General features: G+C 62.4%; 18 protein-coding genes. 13 read left to right on the top strand and 5 right to left on the bottom strand.

The features are described 5' to 3' along the window. Window positions 1-28: 28 nt before the first annotated feature. A complete protein-coding gene (locus BMW74_RS01050) occupies window positions 29-754 on the bottom strand; it encodes a tellurite resistance TerB family protein (protein ID WP_093412292.1) in 726 nt (241 codons plus the stop codon). 559 nt (window positions 755-1,313) lie between these two features. Here BMW74_RS01050 and BMW74_RS24515 point away from each other — a divergent pair. From BMW74_RS24515 to BMW74_RS01000, 10 genes are all read left to right on the top strand, one after another. Further along, window positions 1,314-3,467 carry a WG repeat-containing protein gene (locus BMW74_RS24515; protein ID WP_139208351.1) on the top strand — a complete coding sequence of 718 codons (2,154 nt, stop codon included), beginning with the start codon at window positions 1,314-1,316 and terminating at the stop codon, window positions 3,465-3,467. Between the two features lie 245 nt (window positions 3,468-3,712). Beyond that, entirely contained in the window at window positions 3,713-4,627 is a 915-nt protein-coding gene (locus BMW74_RS01040; protein WP_093412289.1) for a LysR family transcriptional regulator, read from the top strand. Window positions 4,628-4,730: 103 nt separating this feature from the next. Continuing rightward, window positions 4,731-6,221 carry a gamma-aminobutyraldehyde dehydrogenase gene (locus BMW74_RS01035; RefSeq protein WP_093412287.1) on the top strand — a complete coding sequence of 497 codons (1,491 nt, stop codon included), beginning with the start codon at window positions 4,731-4,733 and terminating at the stop codon, window positions 6,219-6,221. Window positions 6,222-6,318: 97 nt separating this feature from the next. Further along, window positions 6,319-7,470 (top strand): putative ABC transporter substrate-binding protein YdcS, encoded by a 1,152-nt coding sequence (gene ydcS / locus BMW74_RS01030; RefSeq protein WP_093412285.1) that lies wholly within the window; start codon window positions 6,319-6,321, stop codon window positions 7,468-7,470. Window positions 7,471-7,686: 216 nt separating this feature from the next. Continuing rightward, on the top strand, window positions 7,687-8,724 hold the full coding sequence (locus BMW74_RS01025) for an ABC transporter ATP-binding protein (RefSeq protein ID WP_093412283.1): 1,038 nt from the start codon (window positions 7,687-7,689) through the stop codon (window positions 8,722-8,724). A 1-nt stretch (window position 8,725) separates the two neighbouring features. Then, window positions 8,726-9,673, top strand: coding sequence for an ABC transporter permease (locus BMW74_RS01020; RefSeq protein ID WP_093412281.1), 948 nt, complete (start codon window positions 8,726-8,728; stop codon window positions 9,671-9,673). Further along, the gene (locus BMW74_RS01015) at window positions 9,663-10,472 is read left to right on the top strand and encodes an ABC transporter permease (RefSeq protein ID WP_093412279.1); all 810 of its coding nucleotides are present in this window, start codon (window positions 9,663-9,665) and stop codon (window positions 10,470-10,472) included. Before BMW74_RS01020 ends, BMW74_RS01015 begins: the two co-directional genes overlap by 11 nt. A 161-nt stretch (window positions 10,473-10,633) precedes the next feature. Continuing rightward, window positions 10,634-12,058: a gamma-aminobutyraldehyde dehydrogenase gene (locus tag BMW74_RS01010; protein WP_093412277.1), complete on the top strand. Its 1,425-nt coding sequence runs from the start codon at window positions 10,634-10,636 to the stop codon at window positions 12,056-12,058. 672 nt (window positions 12,059-12,730) lie between these two features. Next, window positions 12,731-14,215 (top strand): APC family permease, encoded by a 1,485-nt coding sequence (locus BMW74_RS01005; RefSeq protein ID WP_093412275.1) that lies wholly within the window; start codon window positions 12,731-12,733, stop codon window positions 14,213-14,215. Window positions 14,216-14,277: 62 nt separating this feature from the next. Beyond that, entirely contained in the window at window positions 14,278-16,140 is a 1,863-nt protein-coding gene (locus tag BMW74_RS01000) for an NAD(P)-binding protein (RefSeq protein ID WP_093412273.1), read from the top strand. A gap of 49 nt (window positions 16,141-16,189) precedes the next feature. On the opposite strand, the gene BMW74_RS00995 is transcribed toward BMW74_RS01000, so the two are convergent. Further along, window positions 16,190-16,375, bottom strand: a complete 186-nt coding sequence (locus tag BMW74_RS00995; RefSeq protein WP_093412271.1) for a hypothetical protein — start codon at window positions 16,373-16,375, stop codon at window positions 16,190-16,192. 454 nt (window positions 16,376-16,829) lie between these two features. On the opposite strand from BMW74_RS00995, the gene BMW74_RS00990 reads away from it, so the two are divergent. Further along, entirely contained in the window at window positions 16,830-18,464 is a 1,635-nt protein-coding gene (locus tag BMW74_RS00990; protein ID WP_093412269.1) for a glucan biosynthesis protein D, read from the top strand. 169 nt (window positions 18,465-18,633) lie between these two features. On the opposite strand, the gene BMW74_RS00985 is transcribed toward BMW74_RS00990, so the two are convergent. The 3 genes from BMW74_RS00985 to BMW74_RS00970 form a co-directional block, all read right to left on the bottom strand. After that, on the bottom strand, window positions 18,634-19,740 hold the full coding sequence (locus BMW74_RS00985) for an NADH:flavin oxidoreductase/NADH oxidase (RefSeq protein WP_093412267.1): 1,107 nt from the start codon (window positions 19,738-19,740) through the stop codon (window positions 18,634-18,636). A 773-nt stretch (window positions 19,741-20,513) separates the two neighbouring features. Then, the gene (gene recJ / locus BMW74_RS00975) at window positions 20,514-22,223 is read right to left on the bottom strand and encodes a single-stranded-DNA-specific exonuclease RecJ (RefSeq protein WP_093412263.1); all 1,710 of its coding nucleotides are present in this window, start codon (window positions 22,221-22,223) and stop codon (window positions 20,514-20,516) included. 54 nt (window positions 22,224-22,277) lie between these two features. After that, window positions 22,278-22,820, bottom strand: a complete 543-nt coding sequence (locus tag BMW74_RS00970) for a YaeQ family protein (protein ID WP_093412260.1) — start codon at window positions 22,818-22,820, stop codon at window positions 22,278-22,280. 149 nt (window positions 22,821-22,969) lie between these two features. Here BMW74_RS00970 and BMW74_RS00965 point away from each other — a divergent pair, with 149 nt between their 5' ends. Both BMW74_RS00965 and BMW74_RS00960 read left to right on the top strand, forming a co-directional pair. Beyond that, entirely contained in the window at window positions 22,970-24,169 is a 1,200-nt protein-coding gene (locus BMW74_RS00965; RefSeq protein WP_093412256.1) for a CaiB/BaiF CoA transferase family protein, read from the top strand. Next, entirely contained in the window at window positions 24,123-25,073 is a 951-nt protein-coding gene (locus BMW74_RS00960) for a TIGR02285 family protein (RefSeq protein ID WP_093412253.1), read from the top strand. The genes BMW74_RS00965 and BMW74_RS00960 overlap by 47 nt, the downstream gene beginning before the upstream one ends. The last annotated feature ends 135 nt before the right edge of the window (window positions 25,074-25,208 follow it).

Below are 25,208 nucleotides of genomic sequence, written 5' to 3'. Positions count from 1 at the left end.
AGCGGGACTTACCCGGTGAGGCCTGGGTTCAAACCAGCGCCTGGCGCACCTGTTTCTCCAGCTCGGCCTTCAAGCCCGGTTCCAGCTTGAGCTGGCGAGCCAGTTCGTCGAGGTAGGATTTCTCCATGAAGCTCTCTTCATCCACCAGCATCACACTGGCGATGTACATCTCGGCGGCCATTTCCGGGGTGCTGGCGGCGCGGGCGACGTCGGCCGGGTCTAGGGGTTTGTTGAGTTCGGCGTGCAGCCAGTGGTGCAGCGCCTGGTCGTTGTCCAGCTTGCTGAACTCGCCTTCGATCAACGCCCGCTCGCGCTCATCGATATGGCCGTCGGCCTTGGCCGCTGCCACCAGGGCCTTGAGGATCGCCTGGCTGTGCTGTTCGACCTGGGCCGGCGGCAAGCGGTCGAGGGTTTGCGGCTCAGTCCGGGGCGCCGTGCCCTGTTGGGCCTGCCAGTTGCCATACGCCTTGTAGGCCATCACGCCCAGGGCCGCGAGGCCACCGTAGACCGCCACCTTGCCACCGACCTTGCGGGCCTTCTTGCTCCCGAGCAACAGGCCCATGGCGCCAGCGGCCAAGGCACCACCACCGGCCCCGGACAGCAAGCCGCCCAATCCGCCGGCCCCACCCCCCAACAAGCCGCCCAGGGCGCCCTTGTCGTGACCTTGAGTGTTGCGCTGCGCGCCACCGGCCTTGTTCTGCAGCAGGTCCTGTCCGGACTTGAGTAGTTGATCGAGCAAACCACGGGTATTCATGTGCGGCCTCCGGAAAAATGACGTTACACCAATAAATAAGGCCACCAGCCTAGATCTAAAGTGCCACGCGCCCATTGGCCAGACTGCTTCCAGATGTTGCGGAGCATGGCTGCGCACCCTGCCACGGATTGCCGCGACGCCAAACGTCATCCGGCCCGGGCTTCACCGATAAGGTTTCGCAAACATCTTAGATACCTTTGTGAACGGCGCTGCTACCCTGCCGACTTCACGTTAAGTCGACTGTGAATGGCCACGACACACACGCCAGACACGCCCACTAAAAAGGTAATGCTCGACACTCAAACAGCTCGCTCGCCACGGGGGTTTCTTCACTATCGGGACGCCCTTAAGTGAACAGCGTTGCACTAAAAAGGTATGTATGGGTATGAGCAGGCCGCCGCGAACGGATCGCAGAAGGCGCAGGCCGAACTCACCAGGCTGAGCGAGCGCTCATTGCTGATTAAAGCGATGGAATGCGTAGACAACCTCTCCAAACCGTCTGAAACGGCAGCGAACTGCCCTGATGACGCCGCCGTATTAGACTTGTAAGGGATTACCCATGATTACCGATAACGTTAGAGCGTCCATCAAGCCCAAATACTTATGGCTGCTTCTGGGCGCACTCTGCTCGATTGGTTTGTTAGTCATCTACCTCCAGACCCACGCCTCGAAGGTTGAACGTGAAGCCAGGCTCGCCGCCAACCAGGTCATGAAGGATGAACTGGAAAGCGAACTGGGGGACAAAACCCTGGCACAGATAAAAGACATGCTCAGCGAACAGATCGCGTCACTGGACGACGTGTCCAGCCTCGCCAGCCTGCGCCTGTCCGCCACCGCGTCAGATGAGCGCGACGATCAAGAGGTCGAACCCTTCATCCCGCCCAGCGCCGCGGAGATCCAGGCCAAGTTCGATCAACATTTAGACTCGCTGGCCTTTGGGCAGAAAATCGTCGGCAGCTTCTCTTATGTACAGAGCGACTTTCGCGAGTACGGCTTCAACGTGATAGCCCCTGGGTATGACGAATATCAATATGCCCCGGTACAAATCGAGACCACATTAGTCCACTTCAAAGACGGCTCCTCAATGAGCCCGAAGACAACCGACGATGCTGACTCGGTCATCGTCAACGCCAACAAGCGCATCGTGTCCGTTGATCTGGCGGCCACTTACACGTTGCCCGGCACCGTCAAACCACTGACCTTTACTGAGCCATCCAAGGACCGCCAGGCCGGTATCGCGCTGCAATCCATCAACGCGGGTGAAGTCACCCTGACACTGCCCGCCGGCGACGCTGACACGTTATTGAACGTGCAAGCGTTCAATGCGCAAGGTAAAGCGCTGAAGTTGAATGGCCAGTCGTCATACACCAACGACGCGTACTACATTGAACAGCTCAACGCGTTCCTGATGACGACGGTTCAACGAATAGACGACGGAACGATCAGCGATAAGAAACAGCTGGCCAGTTACTACATCGACAACGCTCCTTCAAAAGAGGCGATCGCCAAAGAACACCCACCTGAAACCCTGGCCTCTTATCAATTCAGCGGCAACCCGACGTCCGTCATCGTGTACCTCAAGCCCAGCTCACGGCAGCGCACCCACACCTTCAGCATCACCAAGACCCAACACAGCTACGCCAATGGATTGACCGTCGCCGTGGACGAGCACCTCGACCTCTACGGCCTCATTGATGAGCAAGGGCAGTGGCTGATCAAGCCGGCTTACCCCCGCCTTCATCAAGTCGCCGATGACTACTACGACATCTCCGATGCCAAGGGCGACAGCCGTATCTACTTGCTGGATCGCGCCGTTCAGACCTTCACGCTGCAACCCTTTCACATCATGAATGCCGAGCTGCATCAGAATCGCTTTCTGGTGATCAACAAAGACCCGAGTGACAACCTGGTAAAGGGACTTGTAGACATCAAGACCCATGAAATCATCTTGCCGTTGAAGTATTACAACATTGAAGTCAACGACCCGTTCATCACGACGCTCAACTACAGCAAACGAAAAGGCAGCGACGTCCCGCACCGCGAGGTCTATCGACTCAGTGATCGGCAACTCATTCTCAGCGGTGAGTTTTACGAGATGGAAACCGACAATGGCATCGTCATTGTCAACAGCAGGATTCGTTCCGCCAAAGCGCTGAAATCCAGAGAGACACAGGCCATGGACGGTGATGGCAATTACCTCTACAGCAACTACGACATTTACAACCTCGACGGAAAACGCCTCAACCTTGAACCCTACTCGGAGATATACGACACCTTCGGCAAAGATGGCTTGCTGCTCGTAACCGATATCAAAGACCGTAACTTCTATATCCAACGAGACGGACAGACCGCCCCGCTGGACCTGAGTAGCTATGAGCAACTAAAGCCATTCTCCAACGGACTGGCTGCCGTCAAAGGCAGCGATGACCTGTTTGGCTATATCGACACCCAGGGAAAACGGGTCATCCCCTTCATGTATGACGATGCCGGCACCTTTTCAGGAGGCACCGCCCTGGCTGCCGAGGCCGGTGTTTATCGGCTGATTGCGCCTGACAACCAGTCTGTCGCTGCATTTGCCGGCGACCTGCGCAGCTCTACCACCGCGAAAGATGGCGAAACCGCCCGCTATACCTTTGTCACCGCCAATGGCGAGGACGATGACGTCTACACCGTCTACGATCAAACAGGCGCGGTGATACCGGACGCCAACTAATCTGCTGACTGAGTTGATCGAGACGCCGAGCCAGTCACTTCCCGCAGTCCTCGTGTTCACCGCCACCTTCGCCGCGGTGTGCCTGGGCCTGTTCACGCGACGAAACGCCCCGCACCCAACCCCCTCCTGATGGGCCGACCCCGTTCGGCCCATAGTCAAAAATACGCACATGCGCCCGCCCCATTCGATTTAAACGATATACACTGTTACAAATCTAAAAAAACAGCCCACCGGGTACTTTCACCATGATGACCCTGCGTCAGATTCGCCATTTCATCGCCGTCGCCGAAACGGGCTCGATCTCGGCCGCCGCCCAGGCGGTGTATATCTCCCAGTCCACCCTGACCCTGGCGATCCAGCAGCTTGAGCAGGAGATCGGGGTCAACCTGTTCAACCGCCACGCCAAGGGCATGACCCTGACCCACCAGGGCCACCAGTTCCTGCGCCAGGCGCACTTGATCCTGGCCACCGTCGACAACGCCAAGCGCAGCCTGCAGCAGAGCACCGACCAGGTGGCCGGCCAACTGATCATTGGCGTGACCAGCCTGGTGGCCGGCTACTACCTCGCCGACCTGCTCACCCGCTTCCAGCGCGCCTACCCCAACGTCGAACTGCGGGTGATGGAGGACGAGCGGCCATACATCGAGCACTTGCTGGTCAGCGGCGAAATCGATGTCGGGGTGCTAATCCTCTCCAACCTCGAAGATCGCCACGCCCTGCAAACCGAAGTCCTGACCCACTCGCCCCATCGCCTGTGGCTGCCGGCCCAGCACCCGCTGCTGGAGCGCGACAGCATCAACCTGGCAGATGTCGCGCGCGAGCCGCTGATCCAGTTGAACGTCGATGAAATGGACCGCAATGCCCTGCGCATGTGGCAAGCCGCCTCCCTGCAACCGCGCATCACCTTGCGCACCGCCTCCACCGAAGCGGTGCGCAGCCTGGTAGCGGCGGGCCTGGGGGTGTCGATCCAGCCGGACATGACGTACCGCCCCTGGTCACTGGAAGGCGACATCATCGAGGCACGGCCCATCGCCGACCTCAGCCAGACGCTCGACGTCGGCCTGGCCTGGCGCCGTGGCACCGCGCGGCCGGCATTGGTGGACCCATTCCTGACCGTTGCCCGCGAGCAACCGCCCGGCGGACGCAAGCCATCTATTTAATCGAACGCTACATTCAGTATTTAGCATTTGTCGTCCTCAAGCCCCACCACTAGTCTTTACACATCTATATAAGACGGTCGGGGCCCCAGTTGCAGGGAGCACCATGACCACACAACAAAAGAGAATCCGTAAGATGGCTGGCGCACAGACCCCCTTGTCCACCGCACTGCTGATCAATGGTGAATTGGTCACAGGCCAAGGCATTGCCGAGCCCATCATCAATCCGGCCACCGGTGAAGTGCTGACCCACATTGCCGAAGCCAGCAACGAACAAGTCGAAGCGGCCATCCTCGCGGCCCACCACGCCTTTGCCGGCTGGTCGCGCACCACGCCACAGCAGCGCTCGAACATCCTGCTGGAAATTGCCAACGCCATCGCCAAGCACGCCGACCTGCTGGCCCGCCTGGAAGCGCTGAACTGTGGCAAGCCGCTGCATCTGGCACGCCAGGACGACCTCAACGCAACGGTCGACGTGTTCCGTTTCTTCGCCGGCGCCGTGCGCTGCCAGACTGGCCAGCTCAGCGGCGAATACATGCCCGGCTACACCAGCATGGTGCGGCGCGACCCCATCGGCGTCGTCGCCTCGATTGCGCCGTGGAACTACCCGATCATGATGGCCGCCTGGAAAATCGCCCCGGCCCTGGCCGCCGGTAACACCCTGGTGTTCAAGCCGTCCGAACACACCCCGCTGTCGATCCTGGCCCTGGCGCCGCTGTTGGCCGAGATCCTCCCGCGCGGGGTGATCAATATCATCTGCGGCGGCGGCGAAAGCGTGGGCAGCCACCTGGTCAGCCACCCGAAAGTGCGCATGGTGTCGCTGACCGGCGACATCGTCACCGGGCAGAAGATTCTCCAGGCCGCGTCCAAGACCCTCAAGCGCACCCACCTGGAACTGGGCGGCAAGGCGCCGGTGATCGTCTGCAACGACGCCGACCTCAAGGCCGTGATCGAAGGCGTGCGCAGCTACGGTTACTACAACGCCGGGCAAGACTGCACCGCCGCCTGCCGGATCTACGCGCAAGCCGGAATTCACGACAAATTGGTCGCCGACCTCGGCGCGGCCGTCAGCAGCCTGCGCTTTGCCGGCAAGCGTGACGCCGACAACGAGATCGGCCCGCTGATCAGCACCCGCCAGCGCGACCGCGTGGCCAGCTTCGTCGAGCGCGCCCTCGGCCAGCCGCATATCGAACGCGTCACCGGCGCCGCCGTGCATTCCGGCGCCGGCTTCTACTACCAGCCGACCTTGCTGGCCGGCTGCAAGCAGAACGATGAAATCGTCCAGCGCGAAGTGTTTGGCCCGGTGGTCACCGTGACCCGCTTCGATGAACTGTCCCAAGCCGTGGACTGGGCCAACGACTCGGAGTACGGCCTGGCCTCGTCGGTCTGGACCCAGAACCTGGACAAGGCCATGCAGGTGGCGTCGCGCTTGCAGTACGGCTGCACCTGGATCAACAGCCATTTCATGCTGGTCAGCGAAATGCCCCACGGCGGTTTGAAACGCTCGGGCTATGGCAAGGACCTGTCCAGCGATTCGCTGCAGGACTACAGCGTGGTGCGACACATTATGGCGCGCCACGGCAATGACCTGGAATAACGCAACTAAGCTGCAAGACGCCAATAACAAGCCGAAAAGGCCTGCTTCACCTATTCAACCCACTGCCCCGACCATAATTAAAGAAGAGGGAAACCCCATGTTCGTGCACAAGACCGCACTGCTCAGTGCAATCACCACCGCGCTGCTGGCCAGTGTCAGTATTCAGGCCGCCGAACCGCTCAAGGCAATTGGCCCCGGCGAGGGCCAACTGGACATCGTGGCCTGGCCTGGCTACATCGAACGTGGCGAAAGCGACAAGGCCTACGATTGGGTGACCGGTTTCGAGAAAGAAACCGGCTGCAAGGTCAACGTCAAGACCGCCGCCACCTCCGATGAAATGGTCAGCCTGATGGCCAAGGGCGGCTACGACCTGGTCACCGCCTCCGGCGATGCCTCGTTGCGCCTGATCGTCGGCAAGCGTGTGCAACCGATCAACACGTCGCTGATTCCGAACTGGAAGAACCTCGACCCGCGCCTCAAGGATGCCCCTTGGTACGTGGTCAACAAGCAAGCCTACGGCACCCCGTACCAGTGGGGCCCGAACGTGCTGATGTACAACACCAACGTGTTCAAGACCGCGCCGACCAGCTGGAACGTGGTGTTCGACCCGCAGAACCTGCCTGACGGCAAGCCGAACAAAGGCCGCGTGCAGGCCTACGACGGTCCGATCTACATCGCCGACGCCGCGCTGTACCTCAAGACCGCCAAGCCGGAACTGGGGATCCAGAGCCCATTCGAGCTGACTGAGGAGCAGTACAAGGCCGTGCTCGACCTGTTGCGCACCCAGCAGCCGCTGATCCACCGCTACTGGCACGACACCACCGTGCAAATGAGCGACTTCAAGAACGAAGGCGTGGTTGCCTCCAGCGCCTGGCCGTATCAGGTCAACGGCCTGATGAACGAGAAGCAGCCGATCGCTTCCACCATCCCGAAAGAAGGCGCCACCGGCTGGGCCGACACCACCATGTTGCACGCCGAGGCCAAGCACCCAAGTTGCGCCTACAAGTGGATGGACTGGTCGCTGCAACCCAAGGTCCAGGGTGACGTAGCCGCCTGGTTCGGCTCGCTGCCAGCCGTGCCTGCTGCCTGTAAGGAAAGCGAACTGCTGGGCGCCGAGGGTTGCAAGACCAACGGCTTCGACCAGTTCGAGAAGATCGCCTTCTGGAAGACTCCACAAGCTGAAGGCGGCAAGTTCGTGCCGTACAGCCGCTGGACCCAGGACTACATCGCGATCATGGGCGGTCGTTAAGTACCCCCCCTGTGGGAGCGAGCCCGCTCGCGAAAGCGGCATGCCAGTCAACATTGATCTCGACTGACACGCCTTCTTCGCGAGCAGGCTCGCGCCCACGGTTGATCACCGTCGCCGGCGCTATCGCGCCCGACTTTATAGACAGTTGCTAATCGTTTTCTCAGAAGTCCAGGCAGGGCCGCTGTGACGACCCTTGCCTTTTTGGAGCACCGCACCATGACACTTGCAGTCCAGTTCACCAACGTTTCCCGTCTATTCGGCGAAGTGAAAGCCGTAGACCGGGTTTCCATCGACATCCAGGACGGCGAGTTCTTTTCCATGCTCGGCCCCTCCGGCTCGGGCAAAACCACCTGCTTGCGCCTGATCGCCGGTTTTGAACAACCGAGCGCCGGGTCCATCCGCATTCATGGCGAGGAGGCCGCTGGCCTGCCGCCCTATCAGCGTGACGTGAACACCGTGTTCCAGGATTACGCGCTGTTCCCGCACATGAACGTACGCGACAACGTCGCCTACGGCCTGAAGGTCAAGGGCGTCGGCAAGGCCGAACGCCAAAGCCGCGCCGAAGAAGCCCTGGGCATGGTCGCCCTCGGCGGCTATGGCGACCGCAAGCCGGTGCAACTGTCCGGTGGCCAGCGTCAGCGCGTGGCCCTGGCCCGTGCCCTGGTCAATCGTCCACGGGTGTTGCTGCTCGATGAGCCGCTCGGCGCCCTCGATTTGAAGCTGCGCGAACAAATGCAGAGCGAGCTGAAGAAGCTCCAGCGCCAGCTGGGCATCACCTTCATCTTCGTCACCCACGACCAGACGGAAGCGCTGTCGATGTCCGACCGCGTGGCCGTGTTCAACAAAGGTCGGATCGAGCAGGTCGACACGCCACGCAACCTGTACATGAAGCCGGCCACCACCTTCGTCGCCGAATTCGTCGGCACCTCCAACGTGATCCGCGGCGAGCTGGCGCAGAAACTGAGCGGCGCTGCGCAGCCATTCTCGATTCGCCCGGAGCATGTGCGTTTCGCCGAAGGCCCGCTGGCCAGCCACGAGATCGAAGTCAGCGGCCTGCTGCACGACATCCAGTACCAGGGCAGCGCCACCCGCTACGAGTTGAAGCTTGAGAACGGCCAGACCCTGAACATCAGCCAGGCCAACAACCAGTGGCTGGACACCAGTGCCCAGCACCAGACCGGGCAGCGCATCACCGCACGCTGGGCGCGCGAGGCGATGACCCCGCTGCACGACACCGTTGCGAGCGGGGTCTGAGATGAACACCGTGGCTCTCTCTCAAGCAACCTCGGGCGGCTCGCCGCTGCGCAGGTTCTCCAACCTGCTGTATCGCCGACCCAACCTGTACCTGTCGATGCTGCTGGTGCCGCCGCTGATCTGGTTCGGCGCGATCTACCTCGGCTCGTTGCTCAACCTGTTGTGGCAAGGCTTCTACACCTTCGATGACTTCACCATGGCGGTCACCCCCGACCTGACCCTGGCGAACTTCGCGGCGCTGTTCCAGCCGTCCAACTTCGACATCATCCTGCGCACCCTGAGCATGGCCATCGTCGTGTCGATCGCCAGCGCCATCGTCGCGTTCCCGATTGCCTACTACATGGCGCGCTACACCACGGGCAAGACCAAGGCGTTCTTCTACATCGCGGTGATGATGCCGATGTGGGCCAGCTACATCGTCAAGGCCTACGCCTGGACCTTGCTGCTGGCCAAGGGCGGCGTGGCGCAGTGGTTCGTCCAGCACCTGGGCCTGGAACCGCTGTTGCAGTTCGTGCTCGGCATCCCGGGCGTGGGCGGCAGCACCTTGTCGACCTCGCACCTGGGCCGCTTCATGGTGTTCGTCTACATCTGGCTGCCGTTCATGATCCTGCCGATCCAGGCCTCGCTGGAGCGCCTGCCGCCCTCCCTGCTGCAAGCCTCGGCTGACCTCGGCGCCAAGCCGCGCCAGACCTTCATGCAAGTGATCCTGCCGCTGTCGATCCCGGGCATCGCCGCCGGTTCGATCTTCACCTTCTCCCTGACCCTGGGCGACTTCATCGTGCCGCAACTGGTGGGCCCACCGGGCTACTTCGTCGGCAGCATGGTCTACGCCCAACAAGGCGCCATCGGCAACATGCCCATGGCCGCCGCTTTCACCCTGGTGCCGATCGTACTGATCGCCATCTACCTGACCATCGTCAAACGCCTGGGGGCCTTCGATGCACTCTGAGAAAGCTTCACTGGGTCTGCGCATCGCAGCCTGGGGCGGGTTGGTGTTCTTGCACTTCCCGATCCTGATCATCTTCCTGTACGCCTTCAACACCGAAGAGGCCGCGTTCAGCTTTCCGCCCAAGGGCTTCACCTTGAAGTGGTTCAGCGTGGCGTTCTCGCGTCCCGACGTACTGGAAGCGATCAAGCTGTCGGCACAGATCGCCGCCATCGCCACCCTGATCGCCATGGTCCTCGGCACCCTGGCCTCGGCCGCGCTGTACCGCCGCGACTTCTTCGGCAAGCAGGGTATTTCGTTGATGTTGATCCTGCCGATTGCGTTGCCGGGGATCATCACCGGTATCGCCTTGCTGGCGACGTTCAAGACTTTCGGCATTGAGCCGGGGATGTTCACGATCATCGTCGGTCACGCGACCTTCTGTGTGGTGATCGTCTACAACAACGTCATCGCTCGCCTGCGGCGCACGTCCCACAGCCTGATCGAAGCCTCGATGGACCTTGGCGCCGACGGCTGGCAGACCTTCCGCTACATCATGCTGCCAAGCCTGGGCTCGGCACTGTTGGCCGGCGGCATGCTGGCGTTTGCCCTGTCGTTCGACGAAATCATCGTCACCACCTTCACCGCCGGCCACGAGCGCACCCTGCCGCTGTGGTTGCTCAATCAGCTCAGCCGTCCACGCGACGTGCCGGTGACCAACGTGGTCGCGATGCTGGTGATGATGGTGACCATGCTGCCGATCCTCGGTGCGTACTACCTGACGCGCGGCGGCGAGAGTGTGGCGGGCAGTGGTGGGAAGTAACGCTAACTGACGATGAATTTCCCTGTGGGAGCGGGCTTGCCCGCGAAAGCGGTGTGTCAGCCGACATCAATGTTGACTGAGCCGGCCTCTTCGCGGGCAAGCCCGCTCCCACAGGGATCCGGTTCTGACAGAAAAATAAAAGATTCAACGAGGACAATGCCATGCAAACCAAACTTCTGATCAATGGCCAACTGGTCGACGGCGAAGGCCCGGCCCAAGCCGTTTTCAACCCGTCCCTGGGCCGCGTGCTGGTGGAAATCAACGAAGCCAGCGAAGCCCAGGTCGACGCGGCCGTGCGCGCGGCCGATGCGGCCTTCGACAGCTGGTCGCAGACCGCCCCCAAGGACCGCTCGCAGTTGCTGCTCAAGCTGGCCGACGCCATCGAAGCCAATGCCGAGGAACTGGCCAAGCTCGAATCGGACAACTGCGGCAAGCCCCTGAGCGCCGCGCTGAACGATGAGATCCCGGCGATTGCCGACGTGTTCCGCTTCTTCGCCGGTGCCAGCCGTTGCATGAGCGGCATGGCCGGTGGCGAGTACCTGCCGGGCCACACCTCGATGATCCGTCGCGACCCGGTGGGCGTAATTGCCTCCATCGCGCCGTGGAACTACCCGCTGATGATGGTTGCCTGGAAAATCGCCCCGGCCCTGGCCGCCGGCAACACCGTGGTGCTCAAGCCGTCGGAACAAACCCCGCTGACCGCCCTGCGCCTGGCCGAGATTGCAGCTGAAATCCTCCCGGCTGGCGTACTCAACCTGGTGTTCGGCCGTGGGCCAACCGTGGGTAGCCCGCTGGTGACCCATCCGAAAGTGCGCATGGTGTCGCTGACCGGCTCCATCGCCACCGGTTCGAACATCATTTCCAGCACCGCCGACACCGTCAAGCGCATGCATATGGAGCTGGGTGGCAAGGCCCCGGTGATCATCTTCGACGACGCCGACATCGACGCCGCCGTGGAAGGCATCCGCACCTTCGGTTTCTACAACGCCGGCCAGGACTGCACCGCTGCCTGCCGCATCTACGCCCAGGCCGGGATCTACGAGAAATTCGTCGAGAAGCTCGGTGCCGCCGTGAGCAGCATCAAGTACGGCTTGCAGGATGACCCGGCCACCGAGCTGGGCCCGCTGATCACCGCCCAGCACCGCGACCGCGTAGCCGGCTTCGTCGAGCGCGCCGTGGCGCAGAAGCACATTCGCCTGATCACCGGCGGCAAGGCCGTGGAAGGCAATGGTTTCTTCTTCGAGCCCACCGTACTGGCCGATGCCCTGCAGGACGACGAGATCGTCCGTCGCGAAGTGTTCGGGCCGGTGGTGTCGGTGACCAAATTCAGCGACGAAGCGCAAGTACTGGCCTGGGCCAACGACTCGGACTACGGCCTCGCCTCTTCGGTGTGGACCGCCGACGTCGGCCGCGCCCATCGCCTGTCGGCTCGCTTGCAGTACGGCTGCACCTGGGTCAACACCCACTTCATGCTGGTCAGCGAAATGCCTCACGGCGGGCAGAAACTCTCCGGCTATGGCAAGGACATGTCCATGTATGGCCTTGAGGACTACACCTTTGTGCGGCATGTGATGTTCAAGCACTAAGCGCCAGCCGGCTCACTCCCACAGATTCACCGCGATCCCCGTGGGAGCGGGTTTGCCCGCGAAGGCGTCAGGTCAGACAGCATCCAGGTTGACTGTGCTGCCCTCTTCGCGAGCAGGCTCGCTCCCACAGATTCACCGCGATCCCTGTGGGAGCAGGCTTGCCCGCGAAGGCGTCAGGTCAGACAGCATCCAGGTTGACTGTGCTGCCCTCTTCGCGAGCAGGCTCGCTCCCACAGATTCACCGCGACCCCTGTGGGAGCGGGTTTGCCCGCGAAGACGTCAGGTCAGACAGCATCCAGGTTGACTGTGCTGCCCTCTTCGCGAGCAGGCTCGCTCCCACAGATTCACCGCGATCCCTGTGGGAGCAGGCTTGCCCGCGAAGGCGTCAGGTCAGACAGCATCCAGGTTGACTGTGCTGCCCTCTTCGCGAGCAGGCTCGCGCCCACGGGATTGTCGTAATACATGTGGGGGCTGGTTTGTCCCACGGGTTCACCGCAATACATGTGGGAGCGAGCCTGCTCGCGAAACGCGTCACCTCGGTATCAAGGCAGACACCGTCACCAGGCACCACCCAGGCACCACCTAAAACAACACCGATCCGGGCGAGGCCTTTGCGCCTGCGCCACGGCTTCGGACATCCGAAATCTGCCGATTTTCCGGAGTATCAACGCCATGAGTGCATCACCTGATCTCGCTGCCACCGTCGCCGACAGCGATGCCGAGCAACTACGCAAACTGGGCTACTCGTCCAACTTCAATCGCAGCATGAGCCTGTGGGAAAACTTCGCCCTGGGCTTCACCTACCTCTCGCCCGTGGTCGGGGTGTATACCCTGTTCGGCCTGTGCCTGGCCGCCGGTGGCCCGCCGATGTTCTGGGCGTACTTGCTGGTCGGTTGCGGCCAGATGCTGGTGTGCCTGATTTTCGGTGAAGTGGTGTCCCAATTCCCGATTTCCGGCGGCGTCTACCCGTGGGCCCGTCGCTTGGTGGGCAAGCGCTGGGCGTGGATGGTCGGCTGGATCTATTCCATCGCCCTGTGCGTGACCATCGCCGCCGTGGCGGTCGGTGCCGGCCCTTACCTGGCGGCCATGCTGGGCTTTGAACCGAGCAACAACACCAACATCATCATTGCCCTGGTGCTGACGCTGTTCGCCACCCTGGTCAACCTGAGCGGCACCAAGGTGCTGGCACGCATCGCCATGTTCGGCTTCCTCTGTGAACTGGTCGGCGCGGTGATCGTCGGCGTGTACCTGCTGGTCTTCGAGCGCCACCAGCCGCTCAGCGTGCTGTTCAACACCTTTGATATCAGCGTCGACGGTTCCTACCTGCCGGCCTTCCTGACCGCCTCGCTGGCGGGGATGTTCCTGTACTACGGCTTCGAGGCCTGCGGCGACGTGGCCGAAGAGACTCCGAACCCGAGCAAGAAGATTCCGGTGGCCATGCGCATGACCATCTACATCGGCGGGATCGCGGCGATGTTTGCCTGCCTGGCGCTGATCCTGGCGGTCCCGGACATGCAAGCGGTGATCGATGGCACCGACAAGGACCCGGTCACCACCATCCTCAACAATGCCTTTGGCCCGGTCGGCTCGAAAATGGTGATGGGCGTGGTGATGATTTCCTTCATCTCCTGCGTCATCAGCCTGCAAGCCGCCGCGAGTCGCCTGCTGTATTCCTACGCCCGTGACGAGATGGTCATCGGCAGCGGCCTGCTCAAGCGCATCTCGCCCAACACCCAGGTGCCGGTCGCGGCGTTGTTCGTGGCCGGTGTCCTGCCAGGCTTGATCATCGCCCTCGGGTTCTTCCTGCAAGATGCCGTCGCGACCATCGTCAGCTTTGCCGCCATCGGCATTTACCTGGCATTCCAGATGATCGTGCTGGCCGCCCTCTACGCCCGCGCTCGCGGCTGGAAACCCAGCGGCAAGTTCACCCTGGGCGCCTGGGGCCTGCCGGTGAACATCGGCGCGCTGGTCTATGGCGTGGCGGCGATCATCAACATGGCCTGGCCGCGCACGCCGGACGCGCCGTGGTACATCAACTACGCGATGGTGCTGAGCACGGCCATCGTCATTGGCCTGGGCCTGCTCTACATGTGGCTGGGCAAACCGTATGACCACGGCACCGCGCCTGCAGGCGATGCCTGGAAAGTCAGCCGGTAACGACAGCGCCCTGGCCCGCACCCGCGAGTCAGGGCGATTTAAACGATAAACAAGGATTGAACATGGACATTACACGCCGCGACTTTCTCAATGGCGTCGCTATCACCATTGCCGCTGGCATGACCCCGCTACAGATCCTCCAGGCCGCACCCGACGGTCGCTACTACCCACCTGCCCTCACCGGCCTGCGCGGCAGCCACGTCGGCTCGTTCGAGTTGGCGCACCAGATGGGCTGGGAAAAGAAGGTCTTCGACACCGACAAACTGCCGATCACCGAAGAGTACGACCTGGTGGTGGTGGGCGCGGGCTTGAGCGGTCTATCGGCCGCCTGGTTCTACCGTGAGAAACACCCCAAGGCGCGCATCCTGATCCTGGACAACCACGACGACTTCGGCGGCCACGCCAAGCGCAACGAGTTCTCCGCCGGCGGGCGCATGATCCTCGGCTACGGCGGCAGCGAAGCCTTCCAGTCGCCCAATCACTTGTTCAGTGACGAGGTCAATGGCCTGCTGAAAAAGCTCGGGGTACAGACCAAGCGCTTTGAAACCGCATTCGACCGCCAGTTCTACCCTGGCCTGGGCCTGTCGCGCGCGGTGTTCTTCGACAAAGAAAACTTCGGCGAAGACAAACTGGTAACGGGCGACCCGACGCCGATGGTGGCTGACGACATCGCCCCGGACCAACTGCACGCCCGCGCCATCGAAGACTTCATCAACGATTTCCCGCTGTCGCCCGCCGATCGCCAGGCGCTGATCGCCGTGCACAAAGCGCCCAAGGACTACCTGGCGGGCAAGTCCACCGAAGAAAAGACCGCGTACCTGGAAACCACCAGCTACCGCGACTTCCTGCTCAAGGACGTCGGTCTGTCGGAGCAGGCGGTGAAATACTTCCAGAGCCGCACCAACGACTTCATGGCCCTGAGCATCGACGCCGCGGCGGCGTATGACGCCTACAACGTCGGCTTCCCCGGCTTTGGCGCGATGAACCTGGATCCGATCAACGAAGAATCCAAGGCGGAAATGGAAGAGCCCTACATCTACCACTTCCCCGACGGCAACGCCTCGCTGGCCCGCCTGCTGGTGCGCAGCCTGATCCCGGCCGTGGCCCCTGGGCACACCATGGACGACATCGTCCTGGCGCCGTTCAACTACGCCAAGCTCGACCAGCCCAAGACCCCGGTACGCATTCGCCTCAACAGCACCGCGGTCAGCGTGCGCAACGTCGGCGACGGCGTGCACATCGGCTACAGCCGTGGCGGACAACTGAGCCAGGTACGCGGCAAGCGCTGCATCATGGCCTGCTACAACATGATAATTCCTTATCTGTTGCGTGACCTGTCGACCGAGCAAGCCCACGCCCTGAGCCAGAACGTCAAGTTCCCGCTGGTGTACACCAAGGTGGTGATTCGCAACTGGCAGTCGTTCCAGAAGCTGGGGGTCCACGAGATCTACGCCGCGACCCAACCATACAGCCGGATCAAACTCGACTACCCCGTGAGCATGGGCGGCTACGAGCATCCGAAGGACCCAACCCAGCCCATCGGCCTGCACATGGTCTACGTGCCCACCAGCCCCAACAGCGGCATGAACGCCCGCGACCAGGCACGCGCCGGCCGTGGTCGCCTGTACGGGCAGTCCTTCGAAGTCCTCGAAGCCCAGTTGCGCGACCAGTTGCAACGCATGCTCGGCCCAGGTGGCTTCAACCACCAGACCGACATCCTCGACATCACCGTCAACCGCTGGTCACACGGCTACGCGTACTTCTCCAACAGCCTGTTCGACGACGCCGATGAGAGCGAGAAACTGATGAACCTGGCCCGCCAGCCGGTCGGCCACGTCAGCATCGCCAACTCGGACGCAGCCTGGAGCGCCTACGCCCATGCCGCGATTGACGAGGCGTATCGCGCGGTGGGGGAAGTGGGCTAAACACGCCAAGCCCTGCCTGCAGCGATGCAGGCAGGGTCATGTGACACGCTCAAAACCGCGAAATGCTGCGCATCGCATCCACCAGGTAGCGCATGGCGATGCGGTCACTCTCCGACAGCTCACGGTACTGCTCGACAAGCCTGATCTCCTCCGAGCTGAGCTTGCGCGACCTGCGCGACTCGCCCATGCCTGAGAACCGCCCCAGAAAGCCGATGATGCGTTGTGCCTTTGCCATGGACGATGCCCCTCTATACGTCAGTTGAACCCTCAGCTACCTCATCGCCCTGCACCTGTTTCAGTCGCGGCCAGGCCCCGCCTGAACACTCACCCGCCTCACGGGCAAAGACGGGTCATGGTCTAAGCGTAGAAACAAAAAAACAGCTGCGGAGGGTTTTTAGAGTAATTAGTCAAAAATAGGAAACGCCCTACTTAAAACGCCTGCAAAGCCCCCATACAGATGGCATTGCCGTAGGAGCGAGGCTTGCCCGCGAAAAGGCCGGCACAGGCACTGCAAGCCCTCAGACACAACAAAGCCCCGGCCAATCAGTTTGCGAGTTATGTCCAAGCCTTTCACTTGCCGGGCATCTGTTTACAATCCGACACGTTTGGCCGATGGCTTGTCCGAACCTCTCTTCTTGATCCGTAACGCCGCCAGGAATGCGACGGGATCGTCCAACACAGGTTGTCCTATGCACCGCAGGAATTTGCTCAAGGCCTCCATGGCCATCGCGGCCTACACCGGCCTTTCGGCCACCGGTTTGCTGGCCGCACGGGCCTGGGCCGGGACGGCCGATGGCGAGGCACAAGCCTTTGACTTTGCAACCCTCAAGGCCCAGGCCAAGCAACTGGCCAGCCAGGGTTACCAGGACACCAAGCAGGTGTTGCCGCCGACCCTGGCGAACATGACGCCGCAAGACTTCAACGCCATTGCCTACGACGCCGACCACTCGCTGTGGAACGAGCTGAACGGGCAATTGGACGTGCAGTTCTTCCACGTCGGCATGGGCTTCAAGCAGCCGGTTCGCATGTACAGCGTCGACCCTACGACCCGTCAGGCGCGCGAGGTGCATTTCCGCCCTTCGCTGTTCAACTACCAGAAGAGCAACGTCGACACCTCGCAGCTCAAGGGCGACCTGGGCTTTGCCGGGTTCAAGCTGTTCAAGGCCCCGGAACTGGATCGCCACGACGTGGTGTCGTTCCTCGGCGCCAGCTACTTCCGCGCGGTGGATAACACTGGCCAGTACGGCTTGTCGGCCCGTGGCCTGGCCATCGATACCTACGCCAAGCAGCGCGAGGAGTTTCCCGACTTCACCAAGTTCTGGTTCGAGACGCCGGCCAAGGACAGCACGCGCTTCGTGGTCTACGCCCTGCTCGACTCGCCAAGCGCCACGGGCGCCTACCGCTTTGACATCGATTGCCAGGCCGAGCGCGTGGTGATGGACATCGACGCCCACGTCAACGCCCGCACCGCCATCGAGCAATTGGGTATCGCGCCGATGACCAGCATGTTCAGTTGCGGCACCTACGAGCGGCGCATGTGCGACACCATTCACCCGCAGATCCACGATTCGGATCGCCTGGCCATGTGGCGCGGCAACGGCGAGTGGATCTGCCGGCCGCTGAACAACCCGGCCAAGTTGCAGTTCAACGCCTTCGCCGACAAGGACCCGAAAGGTTTCGGCCTGGTGCAGAGCGACCATGAGTTCGCCAGCTACCAGGACACCGTCGATTGGTACAGCAAGCGTCCAAGCCTGTGGGTCGAACCCACCACGCCATGGGGCGAAGGCTCCATCGACCTGCTGGAGATCCCGACCACGGGCGAGACCCTGGACAACATCGTGGCCTTCTGGACCCCGAAAAAACCGGTGGCCGCCGGTGATTCTCTGAACTACGGCTACAAGCTGTACTGGAGCGCATTGCCGCCCGTCAGCACGCCACTGGCACGGGTCAACGCCACGCGCTCGGGCATGGGCGGCTTCACCGAGGGCTGGGCACCGGGCGAGCACTTCCCCAAGGTCTGGGCCCGGCGCTTTGCCGTGGACTTCAACGGCGGCGGCCTGGATCGCCTGCCGCCAGGCACGGGCATCGAACCGGTGGTCACCGCGTCGAATGGCGAGGTCAAGGACTTCAATGTGCTGGTGCTCGATGACATCAAGGGCTATCGGATCACCTTCGACTGGTTCCCGACCAACGACAGCGTCGAACCGGTGGAACTGCGCCTGTTCATCCGCAGCCACGACCGCACCCTGAGCGAGACCTGGCTGTACCAGTACTTCCCGCCGGCACCGGACAAGCGCCAGTACCCGGAGTGGCCGGGGGTTTAACCTCGCGGCGCCTGTGCCGGCCTCTTCGCGAGCGGGCTCGCTCCCACATTGATCTCGGTTGTTCATTGCATGTGTGAACGACGATGACGGAGGTACAGGCGCTACAAGGCCATCCAACAAAACAAAGCCCCGGCCTAAGCAACCGGGGCTTTGTTTTTAGCGCGTCACCTCAATCGCGCAGGTCCGACTCATGCACCGGCTGGTCCCGATGCGTCGCCCGCTGGTACTGCGACGGCCAAGTGGCCCGGCGTCCGCCCAGGTCATCGTCGGCATGCAGTGGCCAGTAAGGATCGCGCAACAGCTCACGGGCCAACAGGATGATGTCGGCCTGGCAGGTGCGCAGGATGTGCTCGGCCTGCGCCGGCTCGGTAATCAGGCCGACGGTGCCGGTGGCAATCCCCGCCTCCTTGCGCACCCGCTCGGCGAACCGCGTCTGGTAGCCCGGACCGATGGGGATCTCGGCATTCGCTGCCGTGCCACCCGACGACACATCAATCAGATCCACCCCCAGCGCTTTCAGGCGTCGCGCCAACTCCACGGTTTCATCCGGGTTCCAGCCGTCTTCGACCCAATCGGTGGCCGAGACCCGCACGAACAGCGGCAATTCTTCAGGCCATACTTCGCGCACGGCCTCCGTGACTTGTAGCACCAGGCGGATACGGTTCTCGAACGAACCGCCGTATTGGTCGCGGCGCTGATTGCTCAATGGCGAGAGAAACTGATGCAGCAAGTAACCGTGGGCCGCGTGCACCTCCACCACTTTGAAACCGGCCACCAGCGCACGCCGGGCGGCCTCGACAAAGGCCTGGATCACCTCGCCGATCTGCGCTTCGCTCAACTGTGTGGGGGCCGTGTGTTCGGGGTCGAAAGCAATCGGCGACGGCCCGACCGGCACCCAACCGCCATCGCCCGGCTTGACGCTGCCGTGCTTGCCCAGCCAGGGCCGATGGGTGCTGGCCTTGCGCCCGGCGTGAGCCAGTTGAATCCCGGCCACCGCGCCTTGCGCGGTGATGAAACGCGTGATGCGTTGCAGCGGTTCGATCTGTTCATCGTTCCACAGGCCCAGGTCCTGGGCGGTGATACGGCCATCGGCGGTCACGGCGGTGGCTTCGGTAAACACCAACCCGGCCCCGCCCACGGCACGGCTGCCGAGGTGGACCAGGTGCCAGTCATTGGCCAGGCCATCGACACTGGAGTACTGGCACATCGGCGACACCGCAATGCGGTTGAGCAAAGTCAATTGACGAAGGGTATAGGGTTCAAGCAGCAGACTCATGGCGCACCTCTCGAATCAGTGGGCAGGCTCCAGGGTTCTGTTTGAAAAGTCGACGAGTGACAGGAAAAAACGCAACACCGCCCCCGCGGGTGGAAATGAACAAGACGTCACCAGGCCAATCAAGCAGTGCCTAGAGCCTAGTCCACAACCGAGGATGGGGGTGAGATTCCGGTGGAGCGAGATATATCTGCCAGAAGCAGAGGCGTTCCCAGCAGAAATAAATCACCACCACCACCACCACCACCACCACCACCACCACCACCACCACCACTAAACTCCCAGCCACCCCGATACGCTCTTCACCACTCAACAGGCCGAGCGTTAGCTCGCCTGCCGCTCTTGATCTTGATCTGGCTTTTGACCTGCCCGCCCCATCGGCAGGCTGAGCGGAGGTGTCCCTCTGGGGACTGGCGCGCAGCGCCGTTCGACGCAGTCGAACTCATCGCGTGGAGGTGCAGCGAAGCAAACCGGGGGCGATGCCCCCAGAGGGATACCGTAGCGAAGGAACCCCGAGCCTTAGCGAGGGGCCGAACGCTCGGGGCAAAGCCTTTTGGTTACTTTTTGGCGTTTGAAAAAGTGACCCGCCGTAAGGGCGGAACCGCCAGCCGCCACACCCGCAGCAACGGATATGCACACCACCCGCCAAGCCTTCGCGAGCGGGCTCGCTCCCACAGTGGACCTGAGTACATCCACAAGAGACAGGTCGACTGGTAGGCCGCCTTCGCCGGCAAGCCGGTCTCGCGCCCACAAAAGGTGATGACCTGCCTGACGAGTTAACGCGGCTCGATATGAGCAATCATCAATTGCACCGTCTCATTGCCCCGGAACTCATTGACATCGAGCTTGTAAGCCAACTCCACCCACTTGATCGTCGGGTTCGGCCACACATCGCGGTCAATGCCAAAAGCGATGCCATCAAGCTTCACCGCGCCGCACTCACTCTTGAGCACCACCTTGAGATGACGCTCGCCGACCACCCGCTGCTCCACCAACTGAAACACCCCATGAAACAGCGGCTCCGGGAAGTGCTGGCCCCAGGGACCGGCGTGGCGCAAGGCGCGGGCCAGCTCCAGGTGGAACTCCTCGACCGCCAGCGTGCCGTCCGACAGCAGGCGCCCGGTAAGGTCCTCTTCGCACAACTGTCGCCGCACCTCGGCGTCAAAGGCCTCGGCGAACTGCGCAAAATGCGCTTCTGGCAACGTCAGCCCCGCCGCCATGGCGTGACCGCCGTACTTGCTGATCAGCTCCGGGTGCTGCGCCGCCACCACGCTCAAGGCATCGCGAATATGAAAGCCCTGCACCGAGCGACCCGAACCCTTGAGCATGCCGTCGCCGGCATCGGCAAAGGCGATGGTTGGACGGAAGTAACGCTCTTTCATCCGCGAGGCGAGGATGCCGATGACACCCTGGTGCCACTGCGGGTCGAACAGGCACAGGCCGAAGGGCATCGAGTCCAGCGGCAAGTCCTTGAGCTGGGCCAACGCTTCGCGCTGCATGCCCTGCTCGATGGATTTGCGGTCCTGGTTCATGCCGTCCAGTTGCGCGGCCATCTCCTGCGCCAGGCCCGCGTCGTCGGTGAGCAGGCATTCGATGCCCAGGCTCATGTCGTCCAGGCGTCCGGCCGCGTTCAGGCGCGGGCCGAGGATGAACCCCAGGTCGGTGGAGGTGATGCGCGAGTGATCGCGCTTGGCCACTTCGAGGATCGCCTTGATCCCCGGCCGCGCCCGGCCGGCGCGAATCCGCTCCAGCCCTTGGTGCACCAGGATCCGGTTGTTGGCATCCAGCGGCACCACGTCGGCCACGCTGCCCAGCGCCACCAGGTCCAGCAGTTCACCGATGTTCGGTTGCGGCCGGGTCTCGTACCAACCCAGGCTGCGCAAGCGCGCACGCAAGGCCATCAGCACGTAGAAAATCACCCCCACACCGGCCAGCGCCTTGCTCGGAAACTCGCAGCCCGGCTGGTTCGGGTTGACGATGGCGTCGGCCAGCGGCAGTTCATCGCCCGGCAAGTGGTGGTCGGTGACCAGCACCTTGAGCCCGGCCTGTTTCGCCGCGGCCACGCCTTCGACGCTGGAAATGCCGTTGTCCACGGTGATCAGCAACTGCGGCTGGCGCTGCAGGGCCACCGCGACGATTTCCGGGGTCAGGCCGTAGCCATACTCAAAGCGGTTCGGCACCAGGTAGTCGACATGGGCCGCGCCCAGCAGGCGCAGGCCGAGCACGCCCACCGTGCTGGCCGTCGCGCCATCGGCATCGAAGTCACCGACGATCAGGATCCGCTGGCGCTGCTCCAGGGCCACCACCAGCAAATCCACCGCAGCGTCGATCCCCTTGAGCTGCTGATACGGGATCAAACGCGCCAGACTCTTGTCCAGCTCAACCTCGGACTGCACACCGCGCGCGGCGTACAGGCGGGTCAGCAACGGTGGCAGATCACCGAGGAACGGCAGGGTGTCGGGTAGCAGGCGAGGTTCGATGCGCATGGGGCGATAAGGCTTCTCTGGGTGGGATCTAGGCAATCGGCGTCACACGCGGTCTCAGCCGCGTTCGCCCAGCAACCACTGCAACTGGACTTCATGCTGGCCACGGTCGTCGGTGACGAAGATCGTGCCTTCGCTGATCATCACGTCCCACTTGATTACGCGTGGCATGTCCTTGGCCAGGGTCTCCAGCACTTCCTGGGGCACGGCGGCGATGTTGACGTTCTTCAGGTTCTTCACCGCGGGGATCACCTTGGTTTCCCATACGCGCAGGCTGCCGTAGGCCAGCAGGCTGGTGCGTTCGGTGCGGCGCGAGCACCAGGTCAGGCGATCGGCGTCAGGCTGGCCGACTTCGATCCAGTGCAGGACACGGTCGTCCAGGCTCTTTTCCCACAGGGCCGGCTCGTCCACGTCCGACAGACCGCGACCGAATGACAGCTGCTCGTTGTACCAGAAGGCGTAAGCCAGCAGCCGCACGGTCATACGCTCTTCGGTTTCCGAAGGGTGGCGGGCGATGGTCTGCTTGACGCTCTCGTACACGCTGCGGTCGAGGTCGGTGAGGGTCAGTTCAAACTTGTAGGTGGTGGACGGCTGGGCCATGAACGCGCTTCTTGATACGAGGAAAGGCGGCAAGTCTAACCGATGCGCAGGCCATTGAACGAATCATGACCACCATCAAGCTTGGCCGAGAACCGTCGGGCTATGTTAAAACGCTCTCCTGATTACACCTTTGTCCTACAGGATCGTCCATGCCGCTCACCGCCAAACCCCTTGCCGGCCTGAAAGTCATCGAACTCGGCACCTTGATCGCCGGGCCGTTCGCCTCGCGCATTTGTGCCGAGTTCGGCGCCGATGTGACCAAGATCGAGTCACCGGACGGCGGTGACCCGTTGCGCAAGTGGCGCAAACTCTACGAAGGCACGTCGCTGTGGTGGTTCGTGCAGGCGCGCAACAAGAAGTCCCTGACCCTGAACCTCAAGCACCCGGACGGCCTGGCGATTCTCAAGCAGTTGCTCGCCGAAGCCGACATCCTCATCGAAAACTTTCGCCCCGGCGTCCTGGAAAAGCTCGGCCTGGGCTGGGACGTGCTGCATGCGCTGAACCCCAAACTGGTGATGGTGCGCCTGTCGGGCTTCGGCCAGACCGGGCCGATGAAGGACCAGCCGGGATTTGGCGCGGTGGGTGAGTCCATGGGCGGGTTGCGCTACATCACCGGCTTCGAGGACCGTCCGCCGGTGCGCACCGGGATCTCCATCGGCGACTCGATTGCCGCGCTGTGGGGGGTGATCGGCGCGCTGATGGCCTTGCGTCACCGTGAAGTCAACGGTGGCCAGGGGCAAGTGGTGGACGTGGCGTTGTATGAAGCGATCTTCGCGATGATGGAAAGCATGGTGCCGGAGTTCGACGTGTTCGGTTTCATCCGCGAGCGCACCGGCAACATCATGCCCGGCATCACACCTTCCTCGATCCACACCAGCCGCGATGGCAAGCACGTGCAGATCGGCGCCAACGGCGACGCGATCTTCAAGCGCTTCATGCAGACCCTGGGCCGCGACGACCTGGCCGACGACCCTGCCCTGGCCAGCAACGATGGCCGTGACAGCCGCCGGGACGAGCTGTACGGGGTGATCGACCGTTGGGTCGGCTCGTTGCCGCTGGAGGCGGTGATCGAGCAGTTGAACGCGGCCCAGGTGCCCGTCAGCCGGATCTTCAGTGCCGAAGATATGTTCAGCGACCCGCAGTTCCTCGCCCGGGAAATGTTCCTGCAGGCCAAGCTGCCCGACGGCAAGGACTTCAAGATGCCGGGCATCGTGCCGAAACTTTCCGAGACACCCGGGACCTGCGAGTGGGTCGGCGCCCAGTTGGGTGAGCACAACGCGCAGGTGCTGGGCGAGTTGGGCTATGACACGGCACAGATTGCGCAACTGCGCGAATGTGGAGCGATTTAAGCTGAACAGATTATCAACCCTGGACCGCGTGATCGGGCAGCGCCTGCGGCAGTTGGCTGTCGGCGTGGCGCTGGCGTGCCTGGCGCCTGGCGCCGCAGCCGACGACAAGGACGCGCTGACCTGGTTGCTGCGTGATTTGCCGCCGCTGACGATTTTCGAGGGCCCGCAGAAAAACCTGGGGGCGATCGACCAGTTCATACCCCTGCTGATCGCCAGCATGCCGCAGTACCAACACAGCCTGTTGCGGGTCAATCGCGCGCGCGCCATGCAGATGCTCCTGGAGCCCAGTTTCACCTGCGACCCGTCGCTGGTCTGGAACCCGCAACGGGCCAAACGCCTGGCCTATTCCATCCCCGCCTACCGGATCCGCAGCAACGGCATCGTCATACGCCAGCAAGACCATGACCTGCTGGCGCCGTTCATCGTCAACAATCAGGTTGATTTGACCCAGATGCTGGCCGCCGAGTCGAGCCGGCTGGGCGTCGTCGCCGAACGCAGCTATGGCGAGGTGGTGGATCGTATTGTGCAGCAAGCCCCCAACAGCAGCCTGGCGGCCCACTACGGCAACGACGCGCTGGGCAGCCTGCTGCAAATGCAGCGCCTGGGACGTTTGAGCGCGGTGCTCGGCTATTGGTCGGAAATTCGCTACCAGGCGCTGCAACAGGGCATCGCCCCCACCGAGCTGGAGTTCTTTGCCATTCGCGGCACCGACAAATACCAGTCGATCCACGTCGCCTGCTCGAACACGGTCCAGGGACGCCAGGCCATCAGCGCGATCAACGAAACCATCAGCCGGCTGCGGCACACTCAACTGATCGAATTCTATGCCCAATGGCTCGACCCGCAGATGCGCAGCGAGTATCGGGAAGACGCCAAGGCGTTCTTTGACCAGCAAAGGCCTTGAGCAAACGCCAGACAAAAGAAACCCCGAGAAGTGGGGAGACGACTCGGGGTCAAACGTGGCCTACAAAGGCCAGTACCACAAGCGACAAGCACCGGAGCACAATGCTTGATCTTGATGGTATGGGTATGACTGACG

This window comes from Pseudomonas sp. ok272 (assembly GCF_900109995.1).
Lineage (GTDB): Bacteria > Pseudomonadota > Gammaproteobacteria > Pseudomonadales > Pseudomonadaceae > Aquipseudomonas.
The sequence above is the reverse complement of the archived record's forward strand: the minus strand, read 5'-3'. Positions and strand labels throughout refer to the sequence as shown.

What these genes read in the sequence shown, in the direction of transcription:
- BMW74_RS00965 (WP_093412256.1), top strand. Translation starts at nt 22,970, where the DNA reads ATGCCGCTCACCGCCAAACCCCTTGCCGGCCTGAAAGTCATCGAACTC.
- BMW74_RS01010 (WP_093412277.1), top strand. Translation starts at nt 10,634, where the DNA reads ATGCAAACCAAACTTCTGATCAATGGCCAACTGGTCGACGGCGAAGGC.
- BMW74_RS00970 (WP_093412260.1), bottom strand. Translation starts at nt 22,820, where the DNA reads ATGGCCCAGCCGTCCACCACCTACAAGTTTGAACTGACCCTCACCGAC.
- BMW74_RS01035 (WP_093412287.1), top strand. Translation starts at nt 4,731, where the DNA reads ATGACCACACAACAAAAGAGAATCCGTAAGATGGCTGGCGCACAGACC.
- BMW74_RS00985 (WP_093412267.1), bottom strand. Translation starts at nt 19,740, where the DNA reads ATGAGTCTGCTGCTTGAACCCTATACCCTTCGTCAATTGACTTTGCTC.
- BMW74_RS01040 (WP_093412289.1), top strand. Translation starts at nt 3,713, where the DNA reads ATGATGACCCTGCGTCAGATTCGCCATTTCATCGCCGTCGCCGAAACG.
- BMW74_RS01000 (WP_093412273.1), top strand. Translation starts at nt 14,278, where the DNA reads ATGGACATTACACGCCGCGACTTTCTCAATGGCGTCGCTATCACCATT.
- BMW74_RS01025 (WP_093412283.1), top strand. Translation starts at nt 7,687, where the DNA reads ATGACACTTGCAGTCCAGTTCACCAACGTTTCCCGTCTATTCGGCGAA.
- BMW74_RS24515 (WP_139208351.1), top strand. Translation starts at nt 1,314, where the DNA reads ATGATTACCGATAACGTTAGAGCGTCCATCAAGCCCAAATACTTATGG.
- BMW74_RS00960 (WP_093412253.1), top strand. Translation starts at nt 24,123, where the DNA reads ATGACACGGCACAGATTGCGCAACTGCGCGAATGTGGAGCGATTTAAG.
- ydcS (WP_093412285.1), top strand. Translation starts at nt 6,319, where the DNA reads ATGTTCGTGCACAAGACCGCACTGCTCAGTGCAATCACCACCGCGCTG.
- BMW74_RS01005 (WP_093412275.1), top strand. Translation starts at nt 12,731, where the DNA reads ATGAGTGCATCACCTGATCTCGCTGCCACCGTCGCCGACAGCGATGCC.
- BMW74_RS00995 (WP_093412271.1), bottom strand. Translation starts at nt 16,375, where the DNA reads ATGGCAAAGGCACAACGCATCATCGGCTTTCTGGGGCGGTTCTCAGGC.
- BMW74_RS01015 (WP_093412279.1), top strand. Translation starts at nt 9,663, where the DNA reads ATGCACTCTGAGAAAGCTTCACTGGGTCTGCGCATCGCAGCCTGGGGC.
- BMW74_RS01020 (WP_093412281.1), top strand. Translation starts at nt 8,726, where the DNA reads ATGAACACCGTGGCTCTCTCTCAAGCAACCTCGGGCGGCTCGCCGCTG.
- BMW74_RS01050 (WP_093412292.1), bottom strand. Translation starts at nt 754, where the DNA reads ATGAATACCCGTGGTTTGCTCGATCAACTACTCAAGTCCGGACAGGAC.
- BMW74_RS00990 (WP_093412269.1), top strand. Translation starts at nt 16,830, where the DNA reads ATGCACCGCAGGAATTTGCTCAAGGCCTCCATGGCCATCGCGGCCTAC.
- recJ (WP_093412263.1), bottom strand. Translation starts at nt 22,223, where the DNA reads ATGCGCATCGAACCTCGCCTGCTACCCGACACCCTGCCGTTCCTCGGT.